Here is a 20729-nt window from a genome sequence, read left to right as displayed (position 1 = left end):
CGCGCTGGACACTAGCCAGCGGAATATCACCCAACAAGCCCCCGGCCGTCTATTTTCGATAACGCTTGCCCGGGTAATCACTCGGCGCGACGGACGCCCCGCATTCGCGTGAGGAGCCGCCTCTTCGCATCCCACGGAAGGCATTATGAGTATCATTCATATTTCTCGGCGTCATCCCGCCGGACGCGACCGGACCCCCCGGCGTGTCCGGGCATCCACAAGGCCCACGGCCACCGCGCCGGCCCGCGGACGAGGACATCGGAAGACAGGGCCACCGGAATCTCAACGGGCGACCGAGAACGTCCGGAAATCAATTCCCGGAGTACATCCAGCCGTGCATCCACGACGCGCGGGCACCGGCACGATAAAGCGGCGCGAAATGGGCCGGACAATTACCACGGGGCGCGGCCTTGAATTCTCATCAGGTGAGATCGACGTGGAACGGTGAAACGGTTCCGGAAAGCCGCGGTCCCGGTTGGGCCCCCGCACGCCCGATCGGCTCGTCACCGGTCACGGGCCCGCAGAGGGATCACCTCGACCAGGTCCTCCAGCGCGACGTGCGCGGCCAGCTCGGCCACCGAGCGGCAGTAGGCGACGAGGTAGCCGTACTGGCTGACGCGCAGCAGCGGCCGGCCGTCCAGACGGATCGCCTCCACGAGGTGCCCGCCGCCGCCCACCCATCGCGCCATGGCCGCAGGATAAGAAACCGCACCCCAAAAGACGGCAAAGCCGCCACGGACGGGGTCTTGACGCGCTCCGACCCGCAGGTATCTTTCGGTTAGGAAACTTTCCTAAGAATCGGCCGGCCGCCACCAGCTCTACCTCCACCCCCTTTCACCACCGGAGGAATGCACACGTGAGATCCAGGAAGTGGGCGGCTGCCCTCTCCTTCGCCGCGCTGCTCGCCGTCGCCCTGCCGGGCGGCACCGCCTACGCGCTCCCTGACGACTGCACCACCTGGGTGGCGGACGGTTACGTCTCCAGCCTCTGCACGAGCGGCACGGGAGAGCACCAGGTCTACCTGGTCGCCCGGCACCCGAACCCGCAGGTCGGCGTCCTCACCAACGCCGGGCCGTGGGTTCCCGTGGGCTCGGTCTCGACGGCGCGCATCCCGGCGACGGGATCGCTCCAGAGCTACTGGGTCAACAAGCGCTGACCCGCGGCGACGCCAGGTCGCGCGTCGCCGTCCTCCTCGGGGAGGGCGGCGACGCGTGTGCTTCCGACGTCGAGCCGGCCCATCGGGGCGGCTCTGACGAACTCCCGGAGTCCCGGCGTGCGGGCGGGAACCGCGTCAGTCGCGTCCGAGGCCCATTCTGATCGCGGCCTCGACGGGAGAGTAGGCCCCGTCGGGCCGGTCGAGCCGGAGCGGCACGGCCGGGGCGAGCTTCGGCTGGCCCAGGAAACGAGGCCGCCTCCCCCGGTTCGGCCGGCCGGCGTGCACCAGGAACGGGTGGCACAGGTAGACGTCCCCCGCCCGGCCCATGGCGTGGACGATCGGCCGATGCCCGCTGGCCGCCTCCGCGCGCCGCGCCAGCTCCCTGGCGTCCAGGCCGTCCTCGCCCTCGGGCTCCAGCACCCGCGCCACGTCCAGGTGGGAGCCGGCGCGCAGGCGGGTCGGCGCGTCGTCCTCCCCCACGTCGGAGAACAGGAAGAACATCAGCAGCGCGCGGTCCCTGGACCGGACGTTCGCCCGCCAGGTCATGTAGTCGCGGGGTCCCGAGTCCCGCCCGGGAAAGCTCACATCGACGTGCCACCCGTCGACGACGGCCGGCTCGTCACCGGGAAAGCGGATCACGAAGCCCCCCAGATCGGCACGCGGCAGCCACCGCCCCTCCCCCACGAGGCCGTCGAACGCGGCGCGCAGCCGCGGCGTGTCACCCGCGGCCAGGAACGGCGGGTCCCCGTAGCCCGCCCGCGCCGCCACCGTCCGCGGCCACGTACCCGGATCCCCGGGATCGGCCCCCAGATCCCGCCAAATGATCTCCCGGCACTCCCCCGCCACCTCGCGCGAGAACGCCCCCTCGACCCGGACGAACCCGTCCGCCACGAACGCCTTCACGGCCGCGCCATCAAGCATGATCACAAGAATGCTCGACGCCACGCCGCCCCGTCACCGCCTTTTCCACCCGAGATCACCCGAGTGTGGCCTTCTCGCCGTCGCCGCCGGCGAGCGTGTCGACGACGGCGAACAGCAGGAACCCTCCTGGGGAGACGCCCACGAGGACGCCGAGGAGCATGGGCGGCGCGGGGGGCGTGCCGCACCGGCCGGGGCGCTGACGGTGCTGGAGCGTGCGCCGCGCACGGCCGGGCCGGCGGCCGCCACGACCGAGACCGCGAGGGCCACGCCGGTCATCGGCCCGGCCACCGCCGCGATGATCGCCGCCGTCTCTCCGGCGGCGACGTCGAGATCGCCCCTGTCGACGGCGCGTCCCAGCCTCTCGGCCGATCGGCCGTGTCGCACCTCCCGTTCAGTCGCGGAGGGCCACGCCGACGTGCCCGTCGACCGAGGCCAGCATCACGTCGAAGGTCTCCGCGTCCAGTTCGACGGGCCGCGCGCCCTCTTCGACACCGAAGTTGACCTCGACGAGATACTTCCCGTAGCGGGCGCGGAACGTCCACCGGGAGCACCCCGCGCGTAGGTCCGTCGGTGACCGGAGGCAGGCGACTTTGAAGGAGTCGGCCCGCAGCGCGGCCCCCGCGTACGGTTCGGGCGTCAGCCTGCCCATCTCCGGGTCGTTGTACGTCCTGCCGTAGGGAGCGAGGTCGTACTCCTGCTCGGCCTCCTGCGAGGAGGAGTATTCGAGCACCATCTGCGCGAAGGCCGGCACGCCCTCCGAGCGTCCCCACGATCTGAAAGCGAAGCCGTCCGCCCCGAACGGCCGAGGAACGGGCGGCACGGTGACGTCCTTGTTCTGCACCGCCGCGTACCCGGTGGCCGTCACGAGACCCGGCAACTCGTCCTTCCCGGCGAGGAGCACGACGGGGGACACATCCTTCACGTCCGCCGCGCCGGCGTCACCCGTCCAGTATCGCGTGACCCCGAACGCCGCCAGCACGACCAGCAGAACGCCCGCGGCCGAGGCCGCCAGGGCGACGCGCGTCCTCACTTCTTCTTCACTGTTGCGCGTGGAGTTCGATGTAGGTCGGCAGGCTTCTCATGATGGCGTCGTAGAGTTCCCTCAACGTGAGCTTCCTCGATTCATATGGCCATGGAACGACGCGTAGTCGTAGAGGTCCCAGCCGGTCCTGGTGGAGATGTCGTCACCGATGTCGTTCTCCCAGCCTGCCCGCCCAGACGTGGCGCCGTGAAGGTGACGACGTCGGCCTCGCTTCAGATAGTCGTTCTTGCGTTTCTGAGACAGACCCAGATCTCCGTTGCAGGGGTCCGGCTTCAGGCCCGTAGGGTCCGACAGCCCGATCGGATCGTTCCCTGCGTAGCTGTAGGCGTTGGACCACTGCGGTAGGCCAGGGTGGCAGGGGCCAGTGCGGCGCCGTAGAGCAGGACTCGGGTGGTGAGGCAGCAGCAACACCCCGCCACCGAACCCGGCCACGGCCGAGACCAGCGCCAGCACGAAGGCGGCGCCAGAAGCCGCCAGCAGTACAAGGAAATGGTGTGCGCTCACCCGCCCTCCAGGGCCTCCGCGCCGAACACGCAGATCACGCTTGATGGTACAGATGCGACAATCTGAGCGATGGCTCATTCGGACGACCAACGTCGCTTGTTGATCAGTGTGTCCGCCGAAACCGCGGCCGAGGCGACCGGCCGCGGCGATACGGGGCGGGCATGACCGGATCGTGGGGATGGGACCTGGTCATCGGGCTCGGGGGCGCGCTGGTGGTCACCTGGGTGGTTCTGGTCGGCGCGCTGGCCGTCGTCCGGCCCCGGGGCGGGCTGATGCGCGAGGCGTTGCGGCTGCTGCCCGATACGTTGCGGCTGGTCCGCCGGCTGGCGGCCGATCCGGCGCTGCCTCGTGGCGTTCGTGTGCGGCTGGCGCTGCTGCTGGTCTATCTCGCGTGCCCGATCGACGTGGTGCCGGACTTCATCCCCGTTCTGGGCTACGCCGACGACGCCATCGTCGTCACCGCGGTGCTGCGCTCGGTCGTCCGCCGCGCCGGTCTGGAGGCCGTCCGCCGGCACTGGCCGGGCACCGACGACGGCTTCACCGCGCTCACCCGGCTGACCGGCCTGGTGTCAGCCCAGCGTGGCGTGGGCGAGGCCGATGAGGGCGCCCGCGGCGATGTACCAGGCGCTGTTGAGGCGGGTCCTCCACAGCAGGGCCAGCGTGGCCAGGGCGATGGCCGTGGTCGGCCAGTCGACGATGGCGGTCCGGCCTAGCTCGTAGGACACCCCGGCCATCAGGGCGAGCGCGGCGGCGTTGAGGCCGTCCAGCAGGGCGGAGGTCCAGTCGCGAGAGCGGAGCCTGTCGGTCAGTTTGGTGAGCAGGCCGACGAAGACGAACGAGGGCAGGAAGATCGCGACGGTGGCCAGGAACGCGCCGGCGGGGCCCGCGACGAGGTAGCCCAGGAAGGTGGCGGTGGTGAAGACCGGGCCCGGGGTGACCTGGCCGATGGAGACCGCGTCGATGAGCTGCTGGTCGGTGACCCAGCCGAGCCGGTCGGCGAAGTCGCCGCGCACGAAGGCCAGCAGCACGTACCCGCTGCCGTACAGCACCGAACCGATCTTCAGCATGGTGAGGAACAACTGCGCTAATTGCCCCCCGGTGGGATCGGGGAAGACCGGCGAGCCGCCGAGGCCGAGCAGCGGTACGGCCAGCAGCCCCTGGGCGGAGTCGCGGCGCCACCGGCGGGCCGTCCGGACGGCCGCGGCGAGCAGGGCGCCGGCGGCCAGGATCAGCAGCTCGTTGACGCCCAGCAGGTAGGCGGCCAGGGCGGCGACCGCCAGCGCGCCGAGCCAGACGGTCTTGACGACGGTGCGGAGGAGGCCGAACAGGGCGTGCGCGATGATCGCGATCACCGCCGGGACGACGCCGTACAGGATGCCCTCGACGGCGGGGGTGTGACCGTAGGTGACATAGGCCCAGGCCAGTGCGGTGACCATGAGCGCGGCCGGGAGGATGAAGCACACGCCGGCGGCGATGAGGCCGCGCCCGCGGGCCCGGTCGTAGCCCAGGTGGATGGCCAGTTCGGTGGAGTTCGGGCCGGGGATGAGGTTCGTGGCGCCCATCAGGTCCACGAACCGCTGGTCGTCCACCCAGCCGCGGCGGCGCACCAGCTCGTCGCGCATCATCGCGGTATGCGCGGCCGGGCCGCCGAAGGCGATCGCGCCCAGTTTGAGGAACACCAGCGCCACCTCCCGCAGGCGGCGCCGGGCCGCTTCACGGTCCTGGCCGGTCGGGTCGTCCGGAGTGTCATCCCGTCTGGATAGCTCTGGGCTCACGTGAGACCGGTGTCCTTCTTGTGGGCGTCGTGGTGCGGGGACGGCCGGGATCAAGGGGGTGAGATGTCACCATCCGCGGCACCAGGGGGCCGTCCCGCGACCGTGGTGAGCACGGCGAGCCGGTCGACGCGCTCGCCGAGCCGAGCCAGGACCTCTTCGAAGATCTCGTCGGTGTCGACGGGGCCGGGGTCCGGGACCGACCAGTGCGCCCGGCGCGGCGTGGGGGTCAGTTCCTCGTTGGCCTTGTCGCAGACGGTGACGACCAGGTCGGCGGGGTCGATCACGTCCCGGACGTGGGCGGTGCCGCGGGTGCCGAGGTCCAGCCCGTGTTTCCGGGCGATGTGGACGGCCCGGGGATTGAGGCGGGGGCCGGGATGGGTTCCGGCGGAGGTGACGGGGATGCCGCTGCGCCTGGCCCACAGCGCGGCGGCCAGCGGGGAGCGGGCGGCGTTGCGGGTGCAGACGAACACGACCCGGGGCACGGTGATGCTCGCGCCGGGGGTCAGCGCGTCCAGCGCCGAGGGGATCAGCCGCACGTAGAAGCGGCGGCGGTCGGCGTGGGACCGGGTGCGGGCGATGAGACCCGCGTTCTCCAGCACCCGCAGGTGGTGGGCCACCAGGTTGGACGGCAGGCCGAGGGACCGTCCCAGCTCTCCGGGGGACAGATCGCCGGCCACCAGGCGGTCCACGATGTCCAGCCGGGCCGGGTCGGCCAGGGCGTGATGCAGCGCGACACGCTCACGCCGGGCATTTCCCTCAATGTCCATTGAGGCAATGTTCACCGAGATGTTCCCATGAGTCAAACGCCGCCGGCCGGCCGTCGTGCCTGCGCCGCGGCGTCCCAGGGCGCCGCCACCGTCCGCGTGAGCGAGTCACCCGGGACCGCGCCCCCGCGGAGTCCGAGGAGGAAACGCCCGCCGCATTCGGCCCCGCGATGGCGTGGCCGGTGCGGCGGGCGACCGGTCCTCTCAGCGGCCGGGGGGCGGATCGAGTACGGCGGCGGCCATGTGCAGGGTGAGTTCCCGCACCAGGTCGTCCATGCTCTGCCCGGTCCGCGCGCGTACCAGGGACAAGGCCAGTTCGGCGAGCAGGCAGAACCCGCGGACCCGGGCGGGGTCGTCGGGGAACGCGGCGAGCAGAGCCTCGGCGCCGGCGGGGTCACCGCGGTGTTTGGCGGCGATCACGCCGGCGGCCTGCTGGGCGTGGTGGAACAGCTGCGCCACGTCGGGGTGGTTCATCCCAGGCCGGGGATCGCCGGGGTGGCGGCCTGGGCGGCGGCGAACCGCGCGGTGACGTCGGTCCAGTCGACCAGGTTCCACAGGCGGTCGACGTAGTCCGGGCGTACGTTGCGGTACTGCAGGTAGTAGGCGTGCTCCCAGGCGTCGAACACCAGGATCGGAGTGGAGCCCTGGCCGACGTTGCCGTGGTGGTCGTAGACCTGCTCCACGATCAACCGGCGGCCGAGCGGTTCCCAGGCCAGGACGCCCCAGCCGGACCCCTGCACCGTCTTGGTCGCCGATGACAGCTGGGCGGCGAACGCGTCGAAGGAGCCGAAGTGCTCCTCGATCGCCGCGGCGAGCTCGCCTTCGGGGCGGTCGCCCCCGTCGGGAGACAGGTTGTTCCAGAAGATCGAGTGCAGGACGTGCCCGGACAGGTTGAAGGCCAGCGTCTTCTCCAGACCGACCAGGGCGGCGTAGTCTCCCCGGTCACGAACCTCGGCGAGCGCGTCGAGGGCGTCGTTACTGCCCTTGACGTAGGCGGCGTGGTGCTTGCTGTGGTGCAACTCGAGGATCTCCCCCGACATCGCCGGCTCCAGCGCTCCGTAGTCGTACGGCATGTCCGGCAAGGTGTACGCGCCCATCACGGACCTTTCAGTAGATACTAGCTATTAGCTATTGCGACTATTTCGCAATAAGCAGCCTAGCGAGATCCGCACCGCCGTTCCACATCCGAGAAGAGCCGGTATCACCCGGGGCCGGCCGTGGTGGAGCGACTCGGCCTCGGCCACCTGCCCCTAACGCCCCGCGGCGGGCACCGGGACGCCGGTGCCCGCCGCGCCACGCTTCTCAGCCCCGCGGGCTCAGGCCCGCCACGGCCAGCCGGAACAGCCGGTCCGCGCGGGCGGCCGGGTCAGGGTGGTGCTCCGTCGCGAGGACGACGCCGACGATCAGCGCGATCAGGTCGGCGACGGTGACGCCTTCCGCCACCGCCCCGTCCTGCGCGGCGCGCTGCAGCAGGGGGTTCCCCGCCTCTGCCATCATCGCCGAGCAGGTGTTCTCGTGTACGGGGTCGGGCTCGGCCCCGTCGTAGGCCAGTGCCGCCGCCAGCCCTCGGGCCGCGACGCAGTAGGCGACGACGTCACCGAGCCATTCCAGGAGCGCGTCGCGGCTGTCGCCCTTGCCTGTCAGCTCGCGGGCGCGGGTGGCCAGGGCCTCGATCCGTTGATGGGAGACCGCCTCCAGCAGCGCCCGGCGGGTCGGGAAGTGGCGGCGCACGGTGGCCGAGCCGACCCCCGCGATGCGGGCGATCTGTTCCAGGGAGGCGCCGGCCCCGTACGCGGCGACCTCTTCCTCAGCCACGGCGAGGATGCGCGCGTAGTTGCGCCGGGCGTCCGCGCGCCGACGGTCGGGCATGGGCGTCGTCTCCAGCGTTGCTAAATGGCGGGGTCCGCCATATCGTATCGCACAGGAAACGGCGGCCCCCGCCGTTTAGTGCCCTGAGGAGCACCATGTCCGCGTATTCCGCACCCGTCCTGGTCACCGGCGCCACCGGCAGGCAGGGCGGCACCACCGCCCGCGCCCTGCTCGCCGCAGGCGTTCCCGTACGCGCTCTGGTGCGCCACCCCGGCACCGAGCGGGCCAAGGCCGTCCAGGCGCTGGGCGCCGACCTGGTCACGGGTGATCTCCACGATCGCGATTCGGTGGTGCGGGCCGCCAAGGGCGTCCGCGCCGTCTTCTCCGTTCAGATGCCCGCCCTGTCCGCCGAAGGTTTCGATTTCGAAGGAGAGGTGGCCCAGGCCGTCAACCTCATCGAGGGCGCGAAGACCGCGGGAGTGCCACAGTTCGTCCACACGTCCACCAGTGGCGCCGGTCAGCACACCGAGGCTCCTGGCTGGATCGCGGGCCGGTGGGGCTCCTTGGACGGGAGCCTGGGAGCCAAGAGCACGATCCAGGACCGGGTTCGCGCGGCCGGCTTCTCCCGCTGGACCATCCTCAAGCCAGGTTTCTTCATGGAGAACTTCCTGCCGTCCATGGCTTTCCTGTTCCCGCGCGGCGTCGAAGGCGGTCTGGTGAGCGTCGTGAAGCCGGACACCCGGCTGTCCCTCGCCGCGGTGGACGACATCGGCAGGGCGGCGGCCGCGGCCATCGCCGAGCCGGAGCGGTTCCACGGGGTCGAACTGGAACTGGCGAGTGACCATCTGTCGATGACGGAGATCGCCGAGGTACTCTCCCGCGCGCTGGGCACGCACCTGTCCGCGCCGGACATGACCGAGGAACAGGCACTCGCCGCCGGGATGCCGGCGATGGGCGCCTCACACGAGTGGATGAACATAGCCGGCCAGCCGGCCCGCCCGCGGTACGCCAGGGCCCTCGGCCTCTCCCTCACCGGCTTCGAGGAATGGGCTCGGCAGCACCTGAGGCCCGCGGCTTGACGCAAGGTCCGGACCTCACAGGTCAAGCCGGGTGCTCGGACCGGACCTTCACGGGCGGGACGAATCACTCCAACGATGTGACGGTTCGTGGCCGAGCCGCCCGCACGCGGGCTGGGACGGCAGGTAGCCGTCCCTTGATCTGTCGTACGGCTCCCGGTCAGGGCCTAGGACGGGTCCTTCACCAGCAGGGCGACGGCTTCGACGTGGTGGGTCATGGGGAAGGCGTCGAAGGCGCGGAGGTCTACCAGGGGGTAGCCGTGGTCGGCGAACCAGGCGAGGTCGCGGGCCAGGGTGGCGGGGTCGCAGGAGACGTAGACGATTCTGGCGGCGTCCAGAGCGGCCACGCGGGTGACCACGTCACGGCCCAGGCCGGTGCGTGGGGGGTCGACCACGACCACGTCGGCGCGTTCGACGCCCAGGCGGTCCAGCGTGTCCTCGACACGGCCGCGTTCCACGCGGGCCTGGTGCAGGTCGCGCAGGTTGTGGCGGGCGTCCTGGACGGCGCGGGCGTCGGACTCGATGCCGAGCACCGCGCCCTCGGGGCCGGTGGCCTCGGCGAGGCCCGCGGCGAACAATCCCACGCCGCAGTACAGGTCGAGCGCCCAGTCGCCGGGACGCACCGCGGCGAACTCCATGACGGCCTCCAGCAGGACCGCGGCGGCGCCGGGGTGGACCTGCCAGAACCCGCTGCCGGTGACCCGGAACTCGCGGGCGCCCACCCGCTCGGTGAGCGCGGTGCGGCCCCGGACGGCCCGCACGTGGCCGCGGCCCTCGTCGACCAGGACGTAGGCGTCGGCGCCCAGCTCGGGCACCGCGACCGTGCGGTGGCCCTTCGGCGTGACGACCACGGCCCGCTCCCCCGTGGAGGAGGCGATGCCCTCCACGGCCGTGGCGCCGCGCCAGTTGTCCCGCTCGACGCCGATCCTCTCGACCTCGGGGTGGGCGATCAGGCAGGCGTCCACCGGCTCGACCTCGTGGGAGCGGTGCCGGCGCAGGCCCGGGTGGCCGTCGGGCGTCACGGCGAACTGCACGCGCGTGCGCCAGCCGAGGCCCTTCGGCGAGCCGGGGACCTCCTCGACGTCGACCTTCACCTCGATCCCGGCCAGCCGCCTGAGCTGCTCGGCGAGGATGTCGGCCTTGAAGCCGCGCTGGGCGGCGAGGGTGGCGTGCTGCCAGTCGCAGCCCCCGCACCGGCCGGGGCCGGCGAACGGGCAGGGCGGTGTGACGCGGTCGGGCGAGGCGTCGAGGATCTCCACCGCGTCGGCGCGCAGGAAGCGCGTGGTCTCGTCGGTGACCTCCGCCAGCACGCGCTCGCCGGGCAGGGCATGGCGGACGAACACCACGCGGCCCTCATGCCTGGCGACGCACCAGCCGCCGTTGGCCACGCGCTCCACGTCGAGTTCGATCGGCACTGCGGTTCCCCCGCTCACGTCTTCACCTGATCATCCTTACGCGCCTCAGCGTAGGGCCGTCGGACCGATCCGGGGGCGAACGACTCCGGCCTGCCCTTGAGCCGGTCGGAGGAGACCAGCTGCCAGGGCACGCTGGTGACCATCACACCCGGCTGGAAGAGCAGCCGTCCCTTGAGCCGGAGCGCGCTCTGGTTGTGCAACAGATGTTCCCACCAATGGCCCACGACATACTCGGGAATGAAGACGGTCACGACGTCGCGCGGCGAGCGGCGGCGCAGGCTCTTGACGTACTCGAGCACCGGCCGGGTGATCTCGCGGTACGGCGAGTCGAGGATCTTCAGCGGGACGGGCAGCCCCCGCTCCTCCCATTCTCGCTGAAGCTGCCTGGCCTCCTCGGAGTCCACGGCCACCGAGATGGCCTCCAGCGTCGAGGGACGGGTGGCCCTGGCGTAGGACAGCGCCCGCAGCGTCGGCTTGTGGATCTTGGAGAGCAGGACGATGGCGTGGTTGCGCGCCGGGAGTATCGACTCGTCGACATGGGTGTCCTCCGGCGTCGCCAGCTCGGCCGCCACGTTGTCGTAGTGGCGCCTGATGCCCCGCATCAGCACGAACAGCACGGCCATGGCCGCGCAGGCGATCCAGGCGCCGTGGGTGAACTTGGTGATCAGCACGACGACCAGCACCAGGCCCGTGACGGTCGCGCCGAACGCGTTGATCAGCCGCGCCCGCTGCATCTGGCCGCGCTTCTTCGGGTCGGTCTCGGTGCCCAGCAGCCGGTTCCAGTGCCGCACCATGCCCGTCTGGCTGACCGTGAACGACACGAACACCCCGACGATGTAGAGCTGGACCAGGCGGGTGGTGTCGGCTCCGAAGGCGTAGATCAGCAGCCCGGCCATGGCCGCCAGCATCACGATGCCGTTGCTGAACGCCAGCCGGTCGCCCCGGGTGTGGAGCTGGCGCGGCAGGTAGCGGTTCTGGGCCAGCACCGACCCGAGCACCGGGAAGCCGTTGAACGCGGTGTTGGCGGCCAGCACGAGGATCAGCGCGGTCATCGCGGTGACGATGTAGAACGCCACCGGGAAGTTGCTGAAGACGGTCTGGGACACCTGGGCGATCACCGGGTCGGGGTGGGCGACTATGTTCCCCGCGGAGTCACGGACCTCGCTGCCCACCGTCGGGTCGGCGAACTTGGCGCCGGTGATGTAGGCGAGGGCGGTGATTCCGGCGAACATCGTGGCGGCGAGCAGCCCGAGCGCCAGCAGCGTGTTGGCCGCGTTCTTGCCCTTCGGCTTCTTGAAGGCCGGGACGCCGTTGCTGATGGCCTCCACGCCGGTCAGCGCGGCGCAGCCGGAGGAGAACGCGCGCAGCAGCAGGAAGAACAGGGCGAAGCCGCCGATGCCCACGCTCTCGCCGGTCACGGTGAAGTCGGCCGTGGGGGCCTTCAGCTCGGCCCCGAACGCCAGCCGCCCCGCGCCCCAGATCATCATGCCGAAGACGCTGATCATGAAGGCGTAGGTGGGGATGGCGAAGGCCAGGCCGGACTCCCGGATGCCGCGCAGGTTCATCACCGTGAGCAGCGCGACGATCACCAGCGCCGCGGCGACCTTGTGGTCGCGCAGGAACGGGAGCGCGGCCCCCAGGTTCTCCACGCCGGACGACACCGACACCGCCACCGTCAGCACGTAGTCGACCATGAGCGCGCTGGCGACGACCAGGCCGTAGTTCGAACCGAGGTTGGTGGTGGCGACCTCGAAGTCGCCGCCGCCGCTGGTGTAGGCCCGGACGTTCTGACGGTAGGACGCGACGACCGTGAGCAGGATCACGACGACGGCCAGGGCGATCCACGGCGTGAAGTGATAGGCGGCCAGCCCGGCGACGCCCAGGGTGATCAGGATCTCCTGCGGGGCGTACGCGACGGACGACAGCGCGTCGCTGGCGAACACCGGCAACGCTATGCGTTTGGGCAGCAACTGCTCGTGCGCCTGCGCGCTTCTCAGCGCGCGGCCCACGAGTAACCGCTTGACCATATCTCCAACCTTCGCCACGAGTGAAGATGCTAGTCGTGGCCGTAGGTGCTCCTCACACGGCGCTGGCGGAACGGGTCATACTTGGCCTCGTAGCTGTATAAGGTCCACAAGTCGCCGCTAAGCCTTCAGCGGGGGAGCATGCACATCGTCATCATGGGATGCGGCCGGGTGGGTTCGACCCTGGCCCATATCCTCGAAGACAGCGGCCATTCGGTCGCGATCATCGACAGGGATCCGCAGGCGTTCCGGCGGCTGCGGCCGGGCTTCCGCGGGCGCCGCGTCACCGGCATCGGCTTCGACCGCGACGTGCTGGAGGAGGCCGGCATCGAGTCCGCCGGCGCGTACGTCGCCGTGAGCAGCGGCGACAACTCCAACATCATCTCCGCCCGGGTGGCCAGGGAGACCTTCGGGGTCGACAACGTGGTGGCCCGCATCTACGACCCCCGGCGTGCCGAGGTCTACCAGCGTCTCGGCATCCCCACGGTCGCGACGGTGCGCTGGACGGCCGACCAGATCCTGCGCCGGGTCCTCCCCGAGGGCGCCGAGCCGCTGTGGCGGGACCCGACCGGCACGGTCATGCTCGCCGAGGTCGCCTACCACCCGGGCTGGATCGGCACCCGCACCAGCGCGCTGGAGGAGGCCGGGGGCACCCGCGTCGCCTTCCTCAACCGCATGGGCGAGGCCCTGCTGCCCAAGGAGGACACCGTGCTCCAGGAGGGCGACATCCTGCACGTGATGGCCGCGGAGAACGACATGGACCGGATCAACAAGGTGCTGGCGGCGGCACCCGAGGAGGAGTCGCACTGATGCGCGTCACGATCGCGGGAGCGGGCGCCGTCGGGCGGTCCATCGCGGCCGAGTTGCTGGAGAACGGCCACGAGGTCCTGCTCGTCGACATCGACCCCAAAGCCATCAAGATCGACAGCGTGCCGCAGGCGGAGTGGCTGCTCGCCGACGCCTGCGAGATCTCGTCGCTGGACGAGGCCGGGCTGAACAACTGTCACGTGGTCATCGCCTCGACCGGCGACGACAAGACCAACCTGGTGGTCTCGCTGCTGGCCAAGACCGAGTACGGCGTGCCGCGGGTGGTCGCCCGCATCAACCACCCCAAGAACGAGTGGCTGTTCAACGAGTCATGGGGCGTGGACGTCGCGGTCTCCACCCCGCGCCTGCTGTCGGCCCTGGTCGAGGAGGCGGTCAGCGTCGGCGACCTGGTGCGCCTGATGACCTTCCGGCAGGGACAGGCCAACCTGGTGGAGCTCACGCTGCCCGAGGACGCCCCGGTGGTCGGCCAGCGGGCCGGCTCGGTGCCCTGGCCGCAGGACTCGGCCCTGGTGGCGATCCTGCGCGAAGGGCGGGTGCTGGTGCCCTCCGACGACGACCCGCTGGAGGCGGGCGACGAGCTGCTGTTCGTGGCCAACCAGGAGGTCGAGCAGGAGCTGGCGCACCTGCTGGCCCCGCACTGAGCGCACCGGCCGCGCCGGGCGTCAGGCGCCCGGCGCGGAGGGTCCCGAGATCGGCGTCCTGCCCCGGGCGAGCACCCACACCATCGCGGCGAGCCCGGCGACCTGCAGCGGCCAGCCGAGCGCGATCTTGGCCACCCCCAGCGCCGCCACCTGGTCCGCGTAGTACAGCGGAAGCTGCACCACCACGCGCAGCAGGCACGGCAGGATCAGCAGCCACGTCAGCCGGGAGCACAGCCGCACCACGCCCGGGTCGCGCCGCCAGCCGGTCGGGTCGCCGGTCACCGAGCCGATCAGGAAGCCCACCACCGGCCAGCGCACGACGACCGAGAACGTCATGGCGACGGCGTAGGCGGCGTTGTACCAGATGCCGGGCAGGAAGACGTCCTTGGCCTCGCCGGACCGGCTGGCGAAGAACGCGCCGACGCCGATGCCGATCAGGCTGTTCAGCACGAACTGCACGGTGGAGCGCTGGGCCAGGCGCACCACCAGCAGCAGCACGGCGGCGCCGATGCCGACGATCAGGGAGAGCTTGAGCTGCTCGCTCGTGATCCAGGTGATCGTGAAGGCCACCGTCGGGACGGCGGCCTCGACGATGCCGCGCACGCCGCCGAGCGCCTTCGCGAGCTGCGCCCGGATGGCCGCCTCGACGGTGTCGTGGGCTCTCTGCTCGCCGGCCGCGGCCTCGGCGACGCCCGCCGGCGCGGCCCCGTGACCCTCGCCGGGCGGTGCGGGCGTCTCGCCCGACGTCCGCGCGCCGTCTCGGTCCATGGTCATTGGTCTCCTCGGCTGGTGGAACCCGTGGTCACTGGCCGCTGCCCGGCAGCAGCTCGTAGCGGGGGTTGAACATGACCTTGCGGCCGTCCTGGACGCTGACCAGGCCCTCGGCCCTGACCACCCGCCCCGGCTCGATGCCGACGATCTTGCGGCGGCCGAGCCAGACCAGGTCGACGACGTCGGAGCCGTCGTACAGCTCGGCCTCCAGGGACGGCACGCCGCCCCGGGGGCGCAGCGTGACCGTCCTGAGCGTGCCGGCCACGCAGAACCTGCGGCGCTGGGCGCACGAGGCGATCGGCGTGGCGCCGTACTGGTCGAGGTCCTCCTTGAGCTCCTCGGCCTCCTGCTCGGCCCTGCTCGTCGTCAGCCGACGGAAGAACCCGCGCAGCCCGCGTTTGACAGGCTCTGCCGTACTCATGTTCCGCTCAACTCCTCCGGGAGCCCCCTGCGATCCTGCCCGCAGCTTACGTCAGCGGGTCTCGGTGATCTCGGGTCCTCGTTCGAAGGGGTTCAGGCCGTTCCTGCCCTGCTGCGACGCCTGCTGTTCGACCGCCTGGCGGGCCTCGGTGGGCAGCCGCAGCTCGATCGGCTCCTTGGGCGCCATGGGCTGGTCGCCGCGCACGACGACGATGTCGCGCACGACGTCCTCCAGGGTGCCGGCGATCTCGGCGTCGGTGACGGCGCGACCGCTGATGACCCCGCGCAGGAACCAGCGGGGCCCGTCCACGCCGATGAACCGCACCGGCGCGAGGCCGCCGTCCTGCTCGACCTCGGCGGCGAGCTCGGCGCCGAACGGGCCCTCCCGCTCCTCGCAGGAGCCGCCCGCGCCGGTCACCTCGCGGGCCAGCTCGGCGCGGACCTCGTCCCAGATGCCGCTCCTCTTGGGCGCGGCGAACGCGTGGACCTGCAGGGCGCTCTCGCCGACCAGGACGACCGCGCCGACGAGCTGGTCGCCGGCGACGTTGAGCTGGACCTCGAACCCCGGGCCCACCGGCAGCAGCATGCCGCCGAGATCCACCCGGTCGATGTCGGGATAGGACTCCTCGGAGTCCCACGGTCCCGACTCGCGGGCCGGCTCCGGTGTCGCATCCTCGGCGGCGGCCGGTGCGGTCTCCGCTGTCTCGTCGCGACGGCGGCGTCGGAACACTTCCCTCACACTCCTTATCGACTCATCGGCCGGTGGAGCCGAACCCGCCGGCGCCGCGCGCCGAACCGGGGAGGCGCTCCACCTCATGGAAGGCCGCCTTCTCGACGCGCTGGACGACGAGCTGGGCGATGCGGTCACCGCGCCGGACGTGGAAGGCGTCCTTGGTGTCGGTGTTCAGCATGGTCACGTGGATCTCGCCGCGGTAGCCGGCGTCGACGGTGCCGGGCGCGTTGACCAGCGTGACGCCGAACCGGGCGGCGAGGCCCGAGCGAGGGTGGACGAAGGCCGCGTATCCGTCGGGGAGCGCGATGGCCACGCCGGTGCGGACCTTCGCCCGCTCGCCGGGGAGGAGCTCGACGTCCTCGGCGGCGTAGAGGTCGGCCCCCGCGTCACCCGGGTGGGCGTACGCGGGAATCGGGAGTTCGGGGTCGAGTCGCTGGATCAGCACCTCGATCATGTGTTCACCTCGTCGCCCTCAGCCTCAAGCTACGCCACCGGTGGCGCCGCGGCGTCACCGGTGTGCTCATGAAGGGAGACCTTACCCGCTGTGCTGAGGCGAGACGTCCTCCTCCGCGCCGGACGCGCGGTCGCCGGAGGGCTCGGGCGGTGGTGGGGGCTCGTGGGGCACGGCGGGCGGCAGTTCGGGGGGCCGCCGGCGCAGCTCGGGCAGGGCCCGGTAGACGACGGCGACGACCGGGACGGCGATCGCCGCGCCGGCGATGCCGCCGAGCACGCCGCCGATCGCCAGCACCAGGATGATCGCCAGGGGGTGGAACTTCACCGCGCGCCCGACGATGAGCGGCTGGAGCACATGGTTCTCGAGCTGCTGCTCGACGACGAGGATGCCCACGAAGACGAGGGCGAAGACGATGCCCTTGGCGCCGAGGGTGACGAGCGTGGCGAGGCCGCCGGCGAAGAAGATGCCGACGATCGGGATGAAGCTGGCCACGAAGATGAGCACGGCGAGCGGCGCCCACAGCGGCACGCCCATGCCGAACAGGACGATGCCGATGACCACGCCGTGGATGGCGGCCACGATGACCGTGCCGTGGATGTACTGGGACAGGGTGTGCCAGGCGGCGCGGCCGGCCCTGTCGACGCGCGGCGCGGCGCGGCCGAACCCGCGCAGGAACCACGACCAGATCTGGCCGCCGTCCTTGAGCAGGAAGAACGTGACGAACAGCAGCAGGACGATCGAGGCGAGCACCTCGACGAAGACCGTCGCCGTGGACAGGATCGTGCTGGTGATGGCGCTGCGCTGGGTGTTGATCTGCCGCACGATCTCGTTGACGATCTCGGTGAGCTGGGCCTCCTTGAGCTTGAACGGCCCGGTCAGCAGCCAGTTCTGCACCTCGCGCGCGGTGACCTGCACCTGCTCGGCCAGCCGGGGGAACTCGTCGTTGGCGCGGATGCCGATGATGAACCCGAGCCCGACGATGACGGCGAAGGCGAGCAGCATGGTGATCCACGTCGCCCAGATCGAGCGCATGCCCGTCTCGCGCAGCCGGTCGGTGAGCGGGAAGAGCAGGGCGGTGAGCAGCAGCGCGATGGCCACCGGTAGCGCCACGAAGCTCAACCTGACGATCACCTGCACCGAGAACCAGACGACCACGCCCGTGACGATGAGACGCCAGCTCCACGCGGCCATCGCCGACAGCACGGGCGGCACGCTGCGCCCGTCGCTCTCCCTTTCCACGATCACCTCTCCAGACTGGCACCCCGGGACGCCGAACGCGCGCAGCTTACCGGCCGGTTGCGGCCGAACCGGTTTCCGACTTGTCCGCCGGCGTCATCGGTGTCCCTCCACGCGGCCTCACGGACGCGTGGAGGGAACGGAGAAGACCGGGACCGGGGTCAGGCGGAAGCGGCCTGCGCGAGCGTGACCTCCACCCGCAGGTCGCCGTCCTCGTCGTGCCGAAGGACGAACTCCTCGACGGCGCCCGCCGCGCACAGATCGTCCTGGGCCGGGCGCACGAGCGCCACCGACGCGCCCGCGACGCTCAGCCGCGCGACCTCGGCCCGCATCGACAGCCTGGCCGAGGACTTGGCCTTGCGGACCTCGCGCAGGACCTCCGACACCGTGGCGAGCACGCCGGGGTCGCCGGGGAGCGTGCCGAGCTCGGCCGGGGACGGCCAGCCGGCGCGGTGCACCGAGCCGGGGCGCCACCAGGACCAGACCTCCTCGGTGACGAACGGCAGGAACGGGGCGAACAGCCGCAGGAGCACGTCCAGGGCCGTGCGCAGCGCGGCGCGCGCCGAGGCGGCGCCCTCGTCGTCGCCGTAGGCGCGGGCCTTGACCAGTTCCAGGTAGTCGTCGCAGAACTCCCAGAAGAACCTCTCCGCGGCCTCCAGGGCGCGCGTGTAGTCGTAGGCCTCGAAGGCGGCGGTGGCCTCCTCGGTGACGGCGGCGAGCCGCGCCAGCATGGAGGCGTCCAGCGCGTGGCGCTCCCTCGGCTCGGCGGGGGCCTCGCCGAGGCCGAGCACGAACTTGGAGGCGTTGAGGATCTTGATGGCGAGGCGGCGGCCGACCTTGATCTGCCCGGTGTCGAAGGCGGTGTCGGTGCCGGGACGCCCGCCGGCCGCCCAGTAGCGCACCGCGTCGGAGCCGTACTCCTGGAGCAGGGCCATCGGCGTGACGACGTTGCCCTTGGACTTGGACATCTTTTTACGGTCGGGGTCGAGGATCCACCCCGAGATGGCCGCGTGCCGCCAGGGCAGCACGCCGTTCTCCAGGTGGGCCCTGACCACCGAGGCGAACAGCCACGTGCGGATGATCTCGTGGGCCTGCGGGCGCAGGTCCATCGGGAACACGCGGGCGAACAGGTCGGCGTCGCGCTCCCAGCCCGAGACGGTCTGCGGGGACAGCGAGGACGTCGCCCAGGTGTCCATGACGTCGGGGTCGGCGGCGAAGCCGAAGGGCTTGCCGCGCTGCTCCTCGGCGTACCCGGGCGGCGCGTCGCTCGCCGGGTCCACCGGCAGCGACCGCTCGTCCGCCGCGATCGGCGACTCGTGGATGGGGCGGCCCTCGGAGTCCAGCGGGTACCAGACGGGGATCGGCACGCCGAAGAAGCGCTGCCGCGAGATCAGCCAGTCGCCCGCGAGCCCCTGCACCCAGTTCTCGTAGCGGACGCGCATGTGCGGCGGGTGCCACTCCAGCTCGCGGCCGCGCTCCACCAGGGCCTCGCGCAGGGCCGCGTCCCGCCCGCCGTTGCGGATGTACCACTGGCGGGTGGTGACGATCTCCAGCGGGCGGTCGCCCTTCTCGTAGAACTTGACCGGGCGGGAGATCTTGCGCGGCTCGCCGTCCAGGTCGCCGGACTCGCGCAGCATCTGGACGACCCGCTCGCGGGCGGAGTGGGCGGTCTTCCCCGCCAGCTCGGCGTACGGCCCGGCGGGGACGCCGTCGGGGGGCTCGGGCAGCAGGCGGCCGTCCCAGCCGATGACCGGGCGGGTCGGCAGGTCCAGCTCGCGCCACCACACGACGTCGGTGACGTCGCCGAAGGTGCAGATCATGGCGATGCCGGAGCCCTTGCCCGGCTCGGCGAGGCGGTGCGCCACGACCGGGACCGGGACGCCGAAGATCGGGGTGGTGACGGTGCGGCCGAACAGCGGCCGGTAGCGCTCGTCGTCGGGGTGGGCCACCAGGGCCACGCAGGCGGGGATCAGCTCGGGCCTGGTGGTCTCGATGAACACGCCGTCCTCGTGGGCGGTGCCGGGCGCCCCGCCGAAGCGGATCCGGTGGAAGGCGCCGGGCCACTCGCGGTCCTCCAGCTCGGCCTGGGCGACGGCCGTGCCGAAGGTGACGTCCCACAGCGTGGGCCCCTCGGCCAGGTACGCCTCCCCGCGCGCCAGGTTGCGCAGGAACGCGCGCTGGGAGGCGGCGCGGGAGGCGGCGTCGATGGTGGCGTAGGTGAGCGACCAGTCCACCGACAGGCCGAGATGGCGCCACAGCTCCTCGAACGCCTTCTCGTCCTCGGCGGTGAGACGCTCGCACAGCTCGGTGAAGTTGCGCCGCGAGACCCGCGCCGGGCGCTTGGGGTCGGGCTCGGCGGGCGGCGTGAAGGCCGGGTCGTAGGGCAGCGAGGGGTCGCAGCGGACGCCGAAGTGGTTCTGCACGCGGCGCTCGGTGGGCAGACCGTTGTCGTCCCAGCCCATGGGGTAGAAGACCTCACGACCGCGCATGCGCTGGTAGCGGGCCAGGGTGTCGGTGTGGGTGTAGGAGAAGACGTGTCCGACGTGCAGCGACCCCGACACCGTGGGCGGGGGCGTGTCGATCGAGTAGACCTCGTCGCGGGTCTTCGACCGGTCGAAACGGTAGGTGCCGTCTACATCCCAGCGAGCCGCCCATACCGCTTCGAGGCCGTCCAGAGAGGGCCTGTCGGGAACGGTGGCACGGTGCGGTCGCTGTTCGGTCATGGCGCCCTATGGTATGGCGTCGCGGCGGCGCCGGGCACGACAGACTAGGGTTTGGCAGATCGACGAGGGGAGAGATCATGGGCGGCAGGTCGGCCGAGGCCGAGAAGCAGGACATGGCGTGGCGCCTGATCGGCGCGGTGGTCGGGCTCGGCGTCGGCTTCGTCGCCCGCAAGGCGATCGAGTACGGCTGGCGCAAGACCACCGGCAAGGAGCCTCCCGCGGACCCGAACTCGCTGGAGACGAGCCTGGCCGAGGCGATCGGCTTCGCCGTGGTGATGGGCGTCGGCATGGAGGTCACCCGCATCGTGGCCACCCGTACGGCCCACAAGCGCTACCAGGCGTGGAAGAGCGTGGCCCGTAAGGCCGAGCAGGTCGTCTAGCCCGCGGCGGCGAACGGCGTGGAGGCGCGCGGGGAGCGCCTCGGCGCCGTCGCCGCT

At 71.5% G+C, this 20729-nt stretch carries 22 protein-coding genes and 1 pseudogene; 6 read left to right on the top strand and 17 right to left on the bottom strand.

Features of this window, described 5'->3' with window-relative positions; translation table 11 throughout:
• Nucleotides 1–503 precede the first annotated feature (503 nt).
• Nucleotides 504–689, bottom strand: coding sequence for a transposase (locus BJ981_RS30540; RefSeq protein WP_184616868.1), 186 nt, complete (start codon nucleotides 687–689; stop codon nucleotides 504–506).
• 167 nt (nucleotides 690–856) lie between these two features.
• Here BJ981_RS30540 and BJ981_RS30535 point away from each other — a divergent pair, with 167 nt between their 5' ends.
• Nucleotides 857–1156: a hypothetical protein gene (locus tag BJ981_RS30535; protein WP_184616867.1), complete on the top strand. Its 300-nt coding sequence runs from the start codon at nucleotides 857–859 to the stop codon at nucleotides 1154–1156.
• A 135-nt stretch (nucleotides 1157–1291) separates the two neighbouring features.
• Here BJ981_RS30535 and BJ981_RS30530 read toward each other — a convergent pair whose 3' ends face one another.
• From BJ981_RS30530 to BJ981_RS37585, 3 genes are all read right to left on the bottom strand, one after another.
• Nucleotides 1292–2077 carry a phytanoyl-CoA dioxygenase family protein gene (locus tag BJ981_RS30530; protein ID WP_184616866.1) on the bottom strand — a complete coding sequence of 262 codons (786 nt, stop codon included), beginning with the start codon at nucleotides 2075–2077 and terminating at the stop codon, nucleotides 1292–1294.
• 391 nt (nucleotides 2078–2468) lie between these two features.
• A complete protein-coding gene (locus BJ981_RS30525) occupies nucleotides 2469–3107 on the bottom strand; it encodes a hypothetical protein (RefSeq protein WP_184616865.1) in 639 nt (212 codons plus the stop codon).
• 72 nt (nucleotides 3108–3179) lie between these two features.
• The gene (locus BJ981_RS37585; protein WP_204070289.1) at nucleotides 3180–3623 is read right to left on the bottom strand and encodes an RHS repeat-associated core domain-containing protein; all 444 of its coding nucleotides are present in this window, start codon (nucleotides 3621–3623) and stop codon (nucleotides 3180–3182) included.
• 161 nt (nucleotides 3624–3784) lie between these two features.
• On the opposite strand from BJ981_RS37585, the pseudogene BJ981_RS39505 reads away from it, so the two are divergent.
• A pseudogene (locus BJ981_RS39505) lies at nucleotides 3785–4072 on the top strand (YkvA family protein); the annotation flags it as partial.
• A gap of 120 nt (nucleotides 4073–4192) precedes the next feature.
• On the opposite strand, the gene chrA reads toward BJ981_RS39505, so the two are convergent.
• The 5 genes from chrA to BJ981_RS30490 all read right to left on the bottom strand — a co-directional run bounded on the left by chrA (nucleotide 4193) and on the right by BJ981_RS30490 (nucleotide 8031).
• Entirely contained in the window at nucleotides 4193–5398 is a 1206-nt protein-coding gene (chrA, locus tag BJ981_RS30510; RefSeq protein ID WP_239139274.1) for a chromate efflux transporter, read from the bottom strand.
• 50 nt (nucleotides 5399–5448) lie between these two features.
• Nucleotides 5449–6165, bottom strand: a complete 717-nt coding sequence (locus tag BJ981_RS30505) for an arsenate reductase/protein-tyrosine-phosphatase family protein (RefSeq protein ID WP_184616864.1) — start codon at nucleotides 6163–6165, stop codon at nucleotides 5449–5451.
• Between the two features lie 201 nt (nucleotides 6166–6366).
• Nucleotides 6367–6636 carry a superoxide dismutase gene (locus tag BJ981_RS30500; RefSeq protein WP_184616863.1) on the bottom strand — a complete coding sequence of 90 codons (270 nt, stop codon included), beginning with the start codon at nucleotides 6634–6636 and terminating at the stop codon, nucleotides 6367–6369.
• Nucleotides 6633–7259 carry a superoxide dismutase gene (locus BJ981_RS30495; protein WP_184616862.1) on the bottom strand — a complete coding sequence of 209 codons (627 nt, stop codon included), beginning with the start codon at nucleotides 7257–7259 and terminating at the stop codon, nucleotides 6633–6635. Before BJ981_RS30495 ends, BJ981_RS30500 begins: the two co-directional genes overlap by 4 nt.
• A 205-nt stretch (nucleotides 7260–7464) precedes the next feature.
• The gene (locus BJ981_RS30490; protein ID WP_184616861.1) at nucleotides 7465–8031 is read right to left on the bottom strand and encodes a TetR/AcrR family transcriptional regulator; all 567 of its coding nucleotides are present in this window, start codon (nucleotides 8029–8031) and stop codon (nucleotides 7465–7467) included.
• A gap of 95 nt (nucleotides 8032–8126) precedes the next feature.
• Here BJ981_RS30490 and BJ981_RS30485 point away from each other — a divergent pair, with 95 nt between their 5' ends.
• The gene (locus BJ981_RS30485; RefSeq protein ID WP_184616860.1) at nucleotides 8127–9050 is read left to right on the top strand and encodes an NmrA family NAD(P)-binding protein; all 924 of its coding nucleotides are present in this window, start codon (nucleotides 8127–8129) and stop codon (nucleotides 9048–9050) included.
• A gap of 164 nt (nucleotides 9051–9214) precedes the next feature.
• Here BJ981_RS30485 and BJ981_RS30480 read toward each other — a convergent pair whose 3' ends face one another.
• Both BJ981_RS30480 and BJ981_RS30475 read right to left on the bottom strand, forming a co-directional pair.
• Nucleotides 9215–10462 carry a class I SAM-dependent RNA methyltransferase gene (locus tag BJ981_RS30480; RefSeq protein WP_184617674.1) on the bottom strand — a complete coding sequence of 416 codons (1248 nt, stop codon included), beginning with the start codon at nucleotides 10460–10462 and terminating at the stop codon, nucleotides 9215–9217.
• Between the two features lie 14 nt (nucleotides 10463–10476).
• Nucleotides 10477–12489, bottom strand: coding sequence for an APC family permease (locus BJ981_RS30475; protein WP_204070291.1), 2013 nt, complete (start codon nucleotides 12487–12489; stop codon nucleotides 10477–10479).
• Between the two features lie 138 nt (nucleotides 12490–12627).
• On the opposite strand from BJ981_RS30475, the gene BJ981_RS30470 reads away from it, so the two are divergent.
• Both BJ981_RS30470 and BJ981_RS30465 read left to right on the top strand, forming a co-directional pair.
• On the top strand, nucleotides 12628–13296 hold the full coding sequence (locus BJ981_RS30470) for a potassium channel family protein (protein WP_184616858.1): 669 nt from the start codon (nucleotides 12628–12630) through the stop codon (nucleotides 13294–13296).
• The gene (locus BJ981_RS30465; RefSeq protein WP_184616857.1) at nucleotides 13296–13955 is read left to right on the top strand and encodes a potassium channel family protein; all 660 of its coding nucleotides are present in this window, start codon (nucleotides 13296–13298) and stop codon (nucleotides 13953–13955) included. The genes BJ981_RS30470 and BJ981_RS30465 overlap by 1 nt, the downstream gene beginning before the upstream one ends.
• Nucleotides 13956–13976: 21 nt before the next feature.
• Here BJ981_RS30465 and BJ981_RS30460 read toward each other — a convergent pair whose 3' ends face one another.
• The 6 genes from BJ981_RS30460 to valS all read right to left on the bottom strand — a co-directional run bounded on the left by BJ981_RS30460 (nucleotide 13977) and on the right by valS (nucleotide 20292).
• Entirely contained in the window at nucleotides 13977–14729 is a 753-nt protein-coding gene (locus tag BJ981_RS30460) for a DUF3159 domain-containing protein (protein WP_239139275.1), read from the bottom strand.
• 28 nt (nucleotides 14730–14757) lie between these two features.
• Complete coding sequence (locus BJ981_RS30455; protein WP_184616856.1) at nucleotides 14758–15147, bottom strand: OB-fold nucleic acid binding domain-containing protein; 390 nt, start codon at nucleotides 15145–15147, stop codon at nucleotides 14758–14760.
• A 51-nt stretch (nucleotides 15148–15198) separates the two neighbouring features.
• Nucleotides 15199–15876 (bottom strand): DUF3710 domain-containing protein, encoded by a 678-nt coding sequence (locus BJ981_RS30450; RefSeq protein WP_239139276.1) that lies wholly within the window; start codon nucleotides 15874–15876, stop codon nucleotides 15199–15201.
• A 22-nt stretch (nucleotides 15877–15898) separates the two neighbouring features.
• A complete protein-coding gene (gene dut / locus BJ981_RS30445) occupies nucleotides 15899–16333 on the bottom strand; it encodes a dUTP diphosphatase (protein ID WP_184616854.1) in 435 nt (144 codons plus the stop codon).
• An 81-nt stretch (nucleotides 16334–16414) separates the two neighbouring features.
• Nucleotides 16415–17578 (bottom strand): AI-2E family transporter, encoded by a 1164-nt coding sequence (locus BJ981_RS30440; RefSeq protein ID WP_204070292.1) that lies wholly within the window; start codon nucleotides 17576–17578, stop codon nucleotides 16415–16417.
• A 152-nt stretch (nucleotides 17579–17730) separates the two neighbouring features.
• The gene (gene valS / locus BJ981_RS30435) at nucleotides 17731–20292 is read right to left on the bottom strand and encodes a valine--tRNA ligase (protein WP_184616853.1); all 2562 of its coding nucleotides are present in this window, start codon (nucleotides 20290–20292) and stop codon (nucleotides 17731–17733) included.
• A gap of 77 nt (nucleotides 20293–20369) precedes the next feature.
• On the opposite strand from valS, the gene BJ981_RS30430 reads away from it, so the two are divergent.
• Entirely contained in the window at nucleotides 20370–20672 is a 303-nt protein-coding gene (locus BJ981_RS30430; protein ID WP_184616852.1) for a DUF4235 domain-containing protein, read from the top strand.
• Nucleotides 20673–20729 lie beyond the last annotated feature (57 nt).

The organism is Sphaerisporangium krabiense, assembly GCF_014200435.1.
Lineage (GTDB): Bacteria > Actinomycetota > Actinomycetes > Streptosporangiales > Streptosporangiaceae > Sphaerisporangium > Sphaerisporangium krabiense.
The sequence above is the reverse complement of the archived record's forward strand: the minus strand, read 5'-3'. Positions and strand labels throughout refer to the sequence as shown.

Coding starts and splice junctions, on each gene's coding strand:
- BJ981_RS30540 (WP_184616868.1), bottom strand. CDS start 689: ATGGCGCGATGGGTGGGCGGCGGCGGGCACCTCGTGGAGGCGATCCGT.
- BJ981_RS30530 (WP_184616866.1), bottom strand. CDS start 2,077: ATGCTTGATGGCGCGGCCGTGAAGGCGTTCGTGGCGGACGGGTTCGTC.
- BJ981_RS30505 (WP_184616864.1), bottom strand. CDS start 6,165: ATGGACATTGAGGGAAATGCCCGGCGTGAGCGTGTCGCGCTGCATCAC.
- BJ981_RS30500 (WP_184616863.1), bottom strand. CDS start 6,636: ATGAACCACCCCGACGTGGCGCAGCTGTTCCACCACGCCCAGCAGGCC.
- BJ981_RS30495 (WP_184616862.1), bottom strand. CDS start 7,259: ATGGGCGCGTACACCTTGCCGGACATGCCGTACGACTACGGAGCGCTG.
- BJ981_RS30490 (WP_184616861.1), bottom strand. CDS start 8,031: ATGCCCGACCGTCGGCGCGCGGACGCCCGGCGCAACTACGCGCGCATC.
- BJ981_RS30485 (WP_184616860.1), top strand. CDS start 8,127: ATGTCCGCGTATTCCGCACCCGTCCTGGTCACCGGCGCCACCGGCAGG.
- BJ981_RS30475 (WP_204070291.1), bottom strand. CDS start 12,489: ATGGTCAAGCGGTTACTCGTGGGCCGCGCGCTGAGAAGCGCGCAGGCG.
- BJ981_RS30470 (WP_184616858.1), top strand. CDS start 12,628: ATGCACATCGTCATCATGGGATGCGGCCGGGTGGGTTCGACCCTGGCC.
- BJ981_RS30465 (WP_184616857.1), top strand. CDS start 13,296: ATGCGCGTCACGATCGCGGGAGCGGGCGCCGTCGGGCGGTCCATCGCG.
- BJ981_RS30460 (WP_239139275.1), bottom strand. CDS start 14,729: ATGACCATGGACCGAGACGGCGCGCGGACGTCGGGCGAGACGCCCGCA.
- BJ981_RS30455 (WP_184616856.1), bottom strand. CDS start 15,147: ATGAGTACGGCAGAGCCTGTCAAACGCGGGCTGCGCGGGTTCTTCCGT.
- dut (WP_184616854.1), bottom strand. CDS start 16,333: ATGATCGAGGTGCTGATCCAGCGACTCGACCCCGAACTCCCGATTCCC.
- valS (WP_184616853.1), bottom strand. CDS start 20,292: ATGACCGAACAGCGACCGCACCGTGCCACCGTTCCCGACAGGCCCTCT.
- BJ981_RS30430 (WP_184616852.1), top strand. CDS start 20,370: ATGGGCGGCAGGTCGGCCGAGGCCGAGAAGCAGGACATGGCGTGGCGC.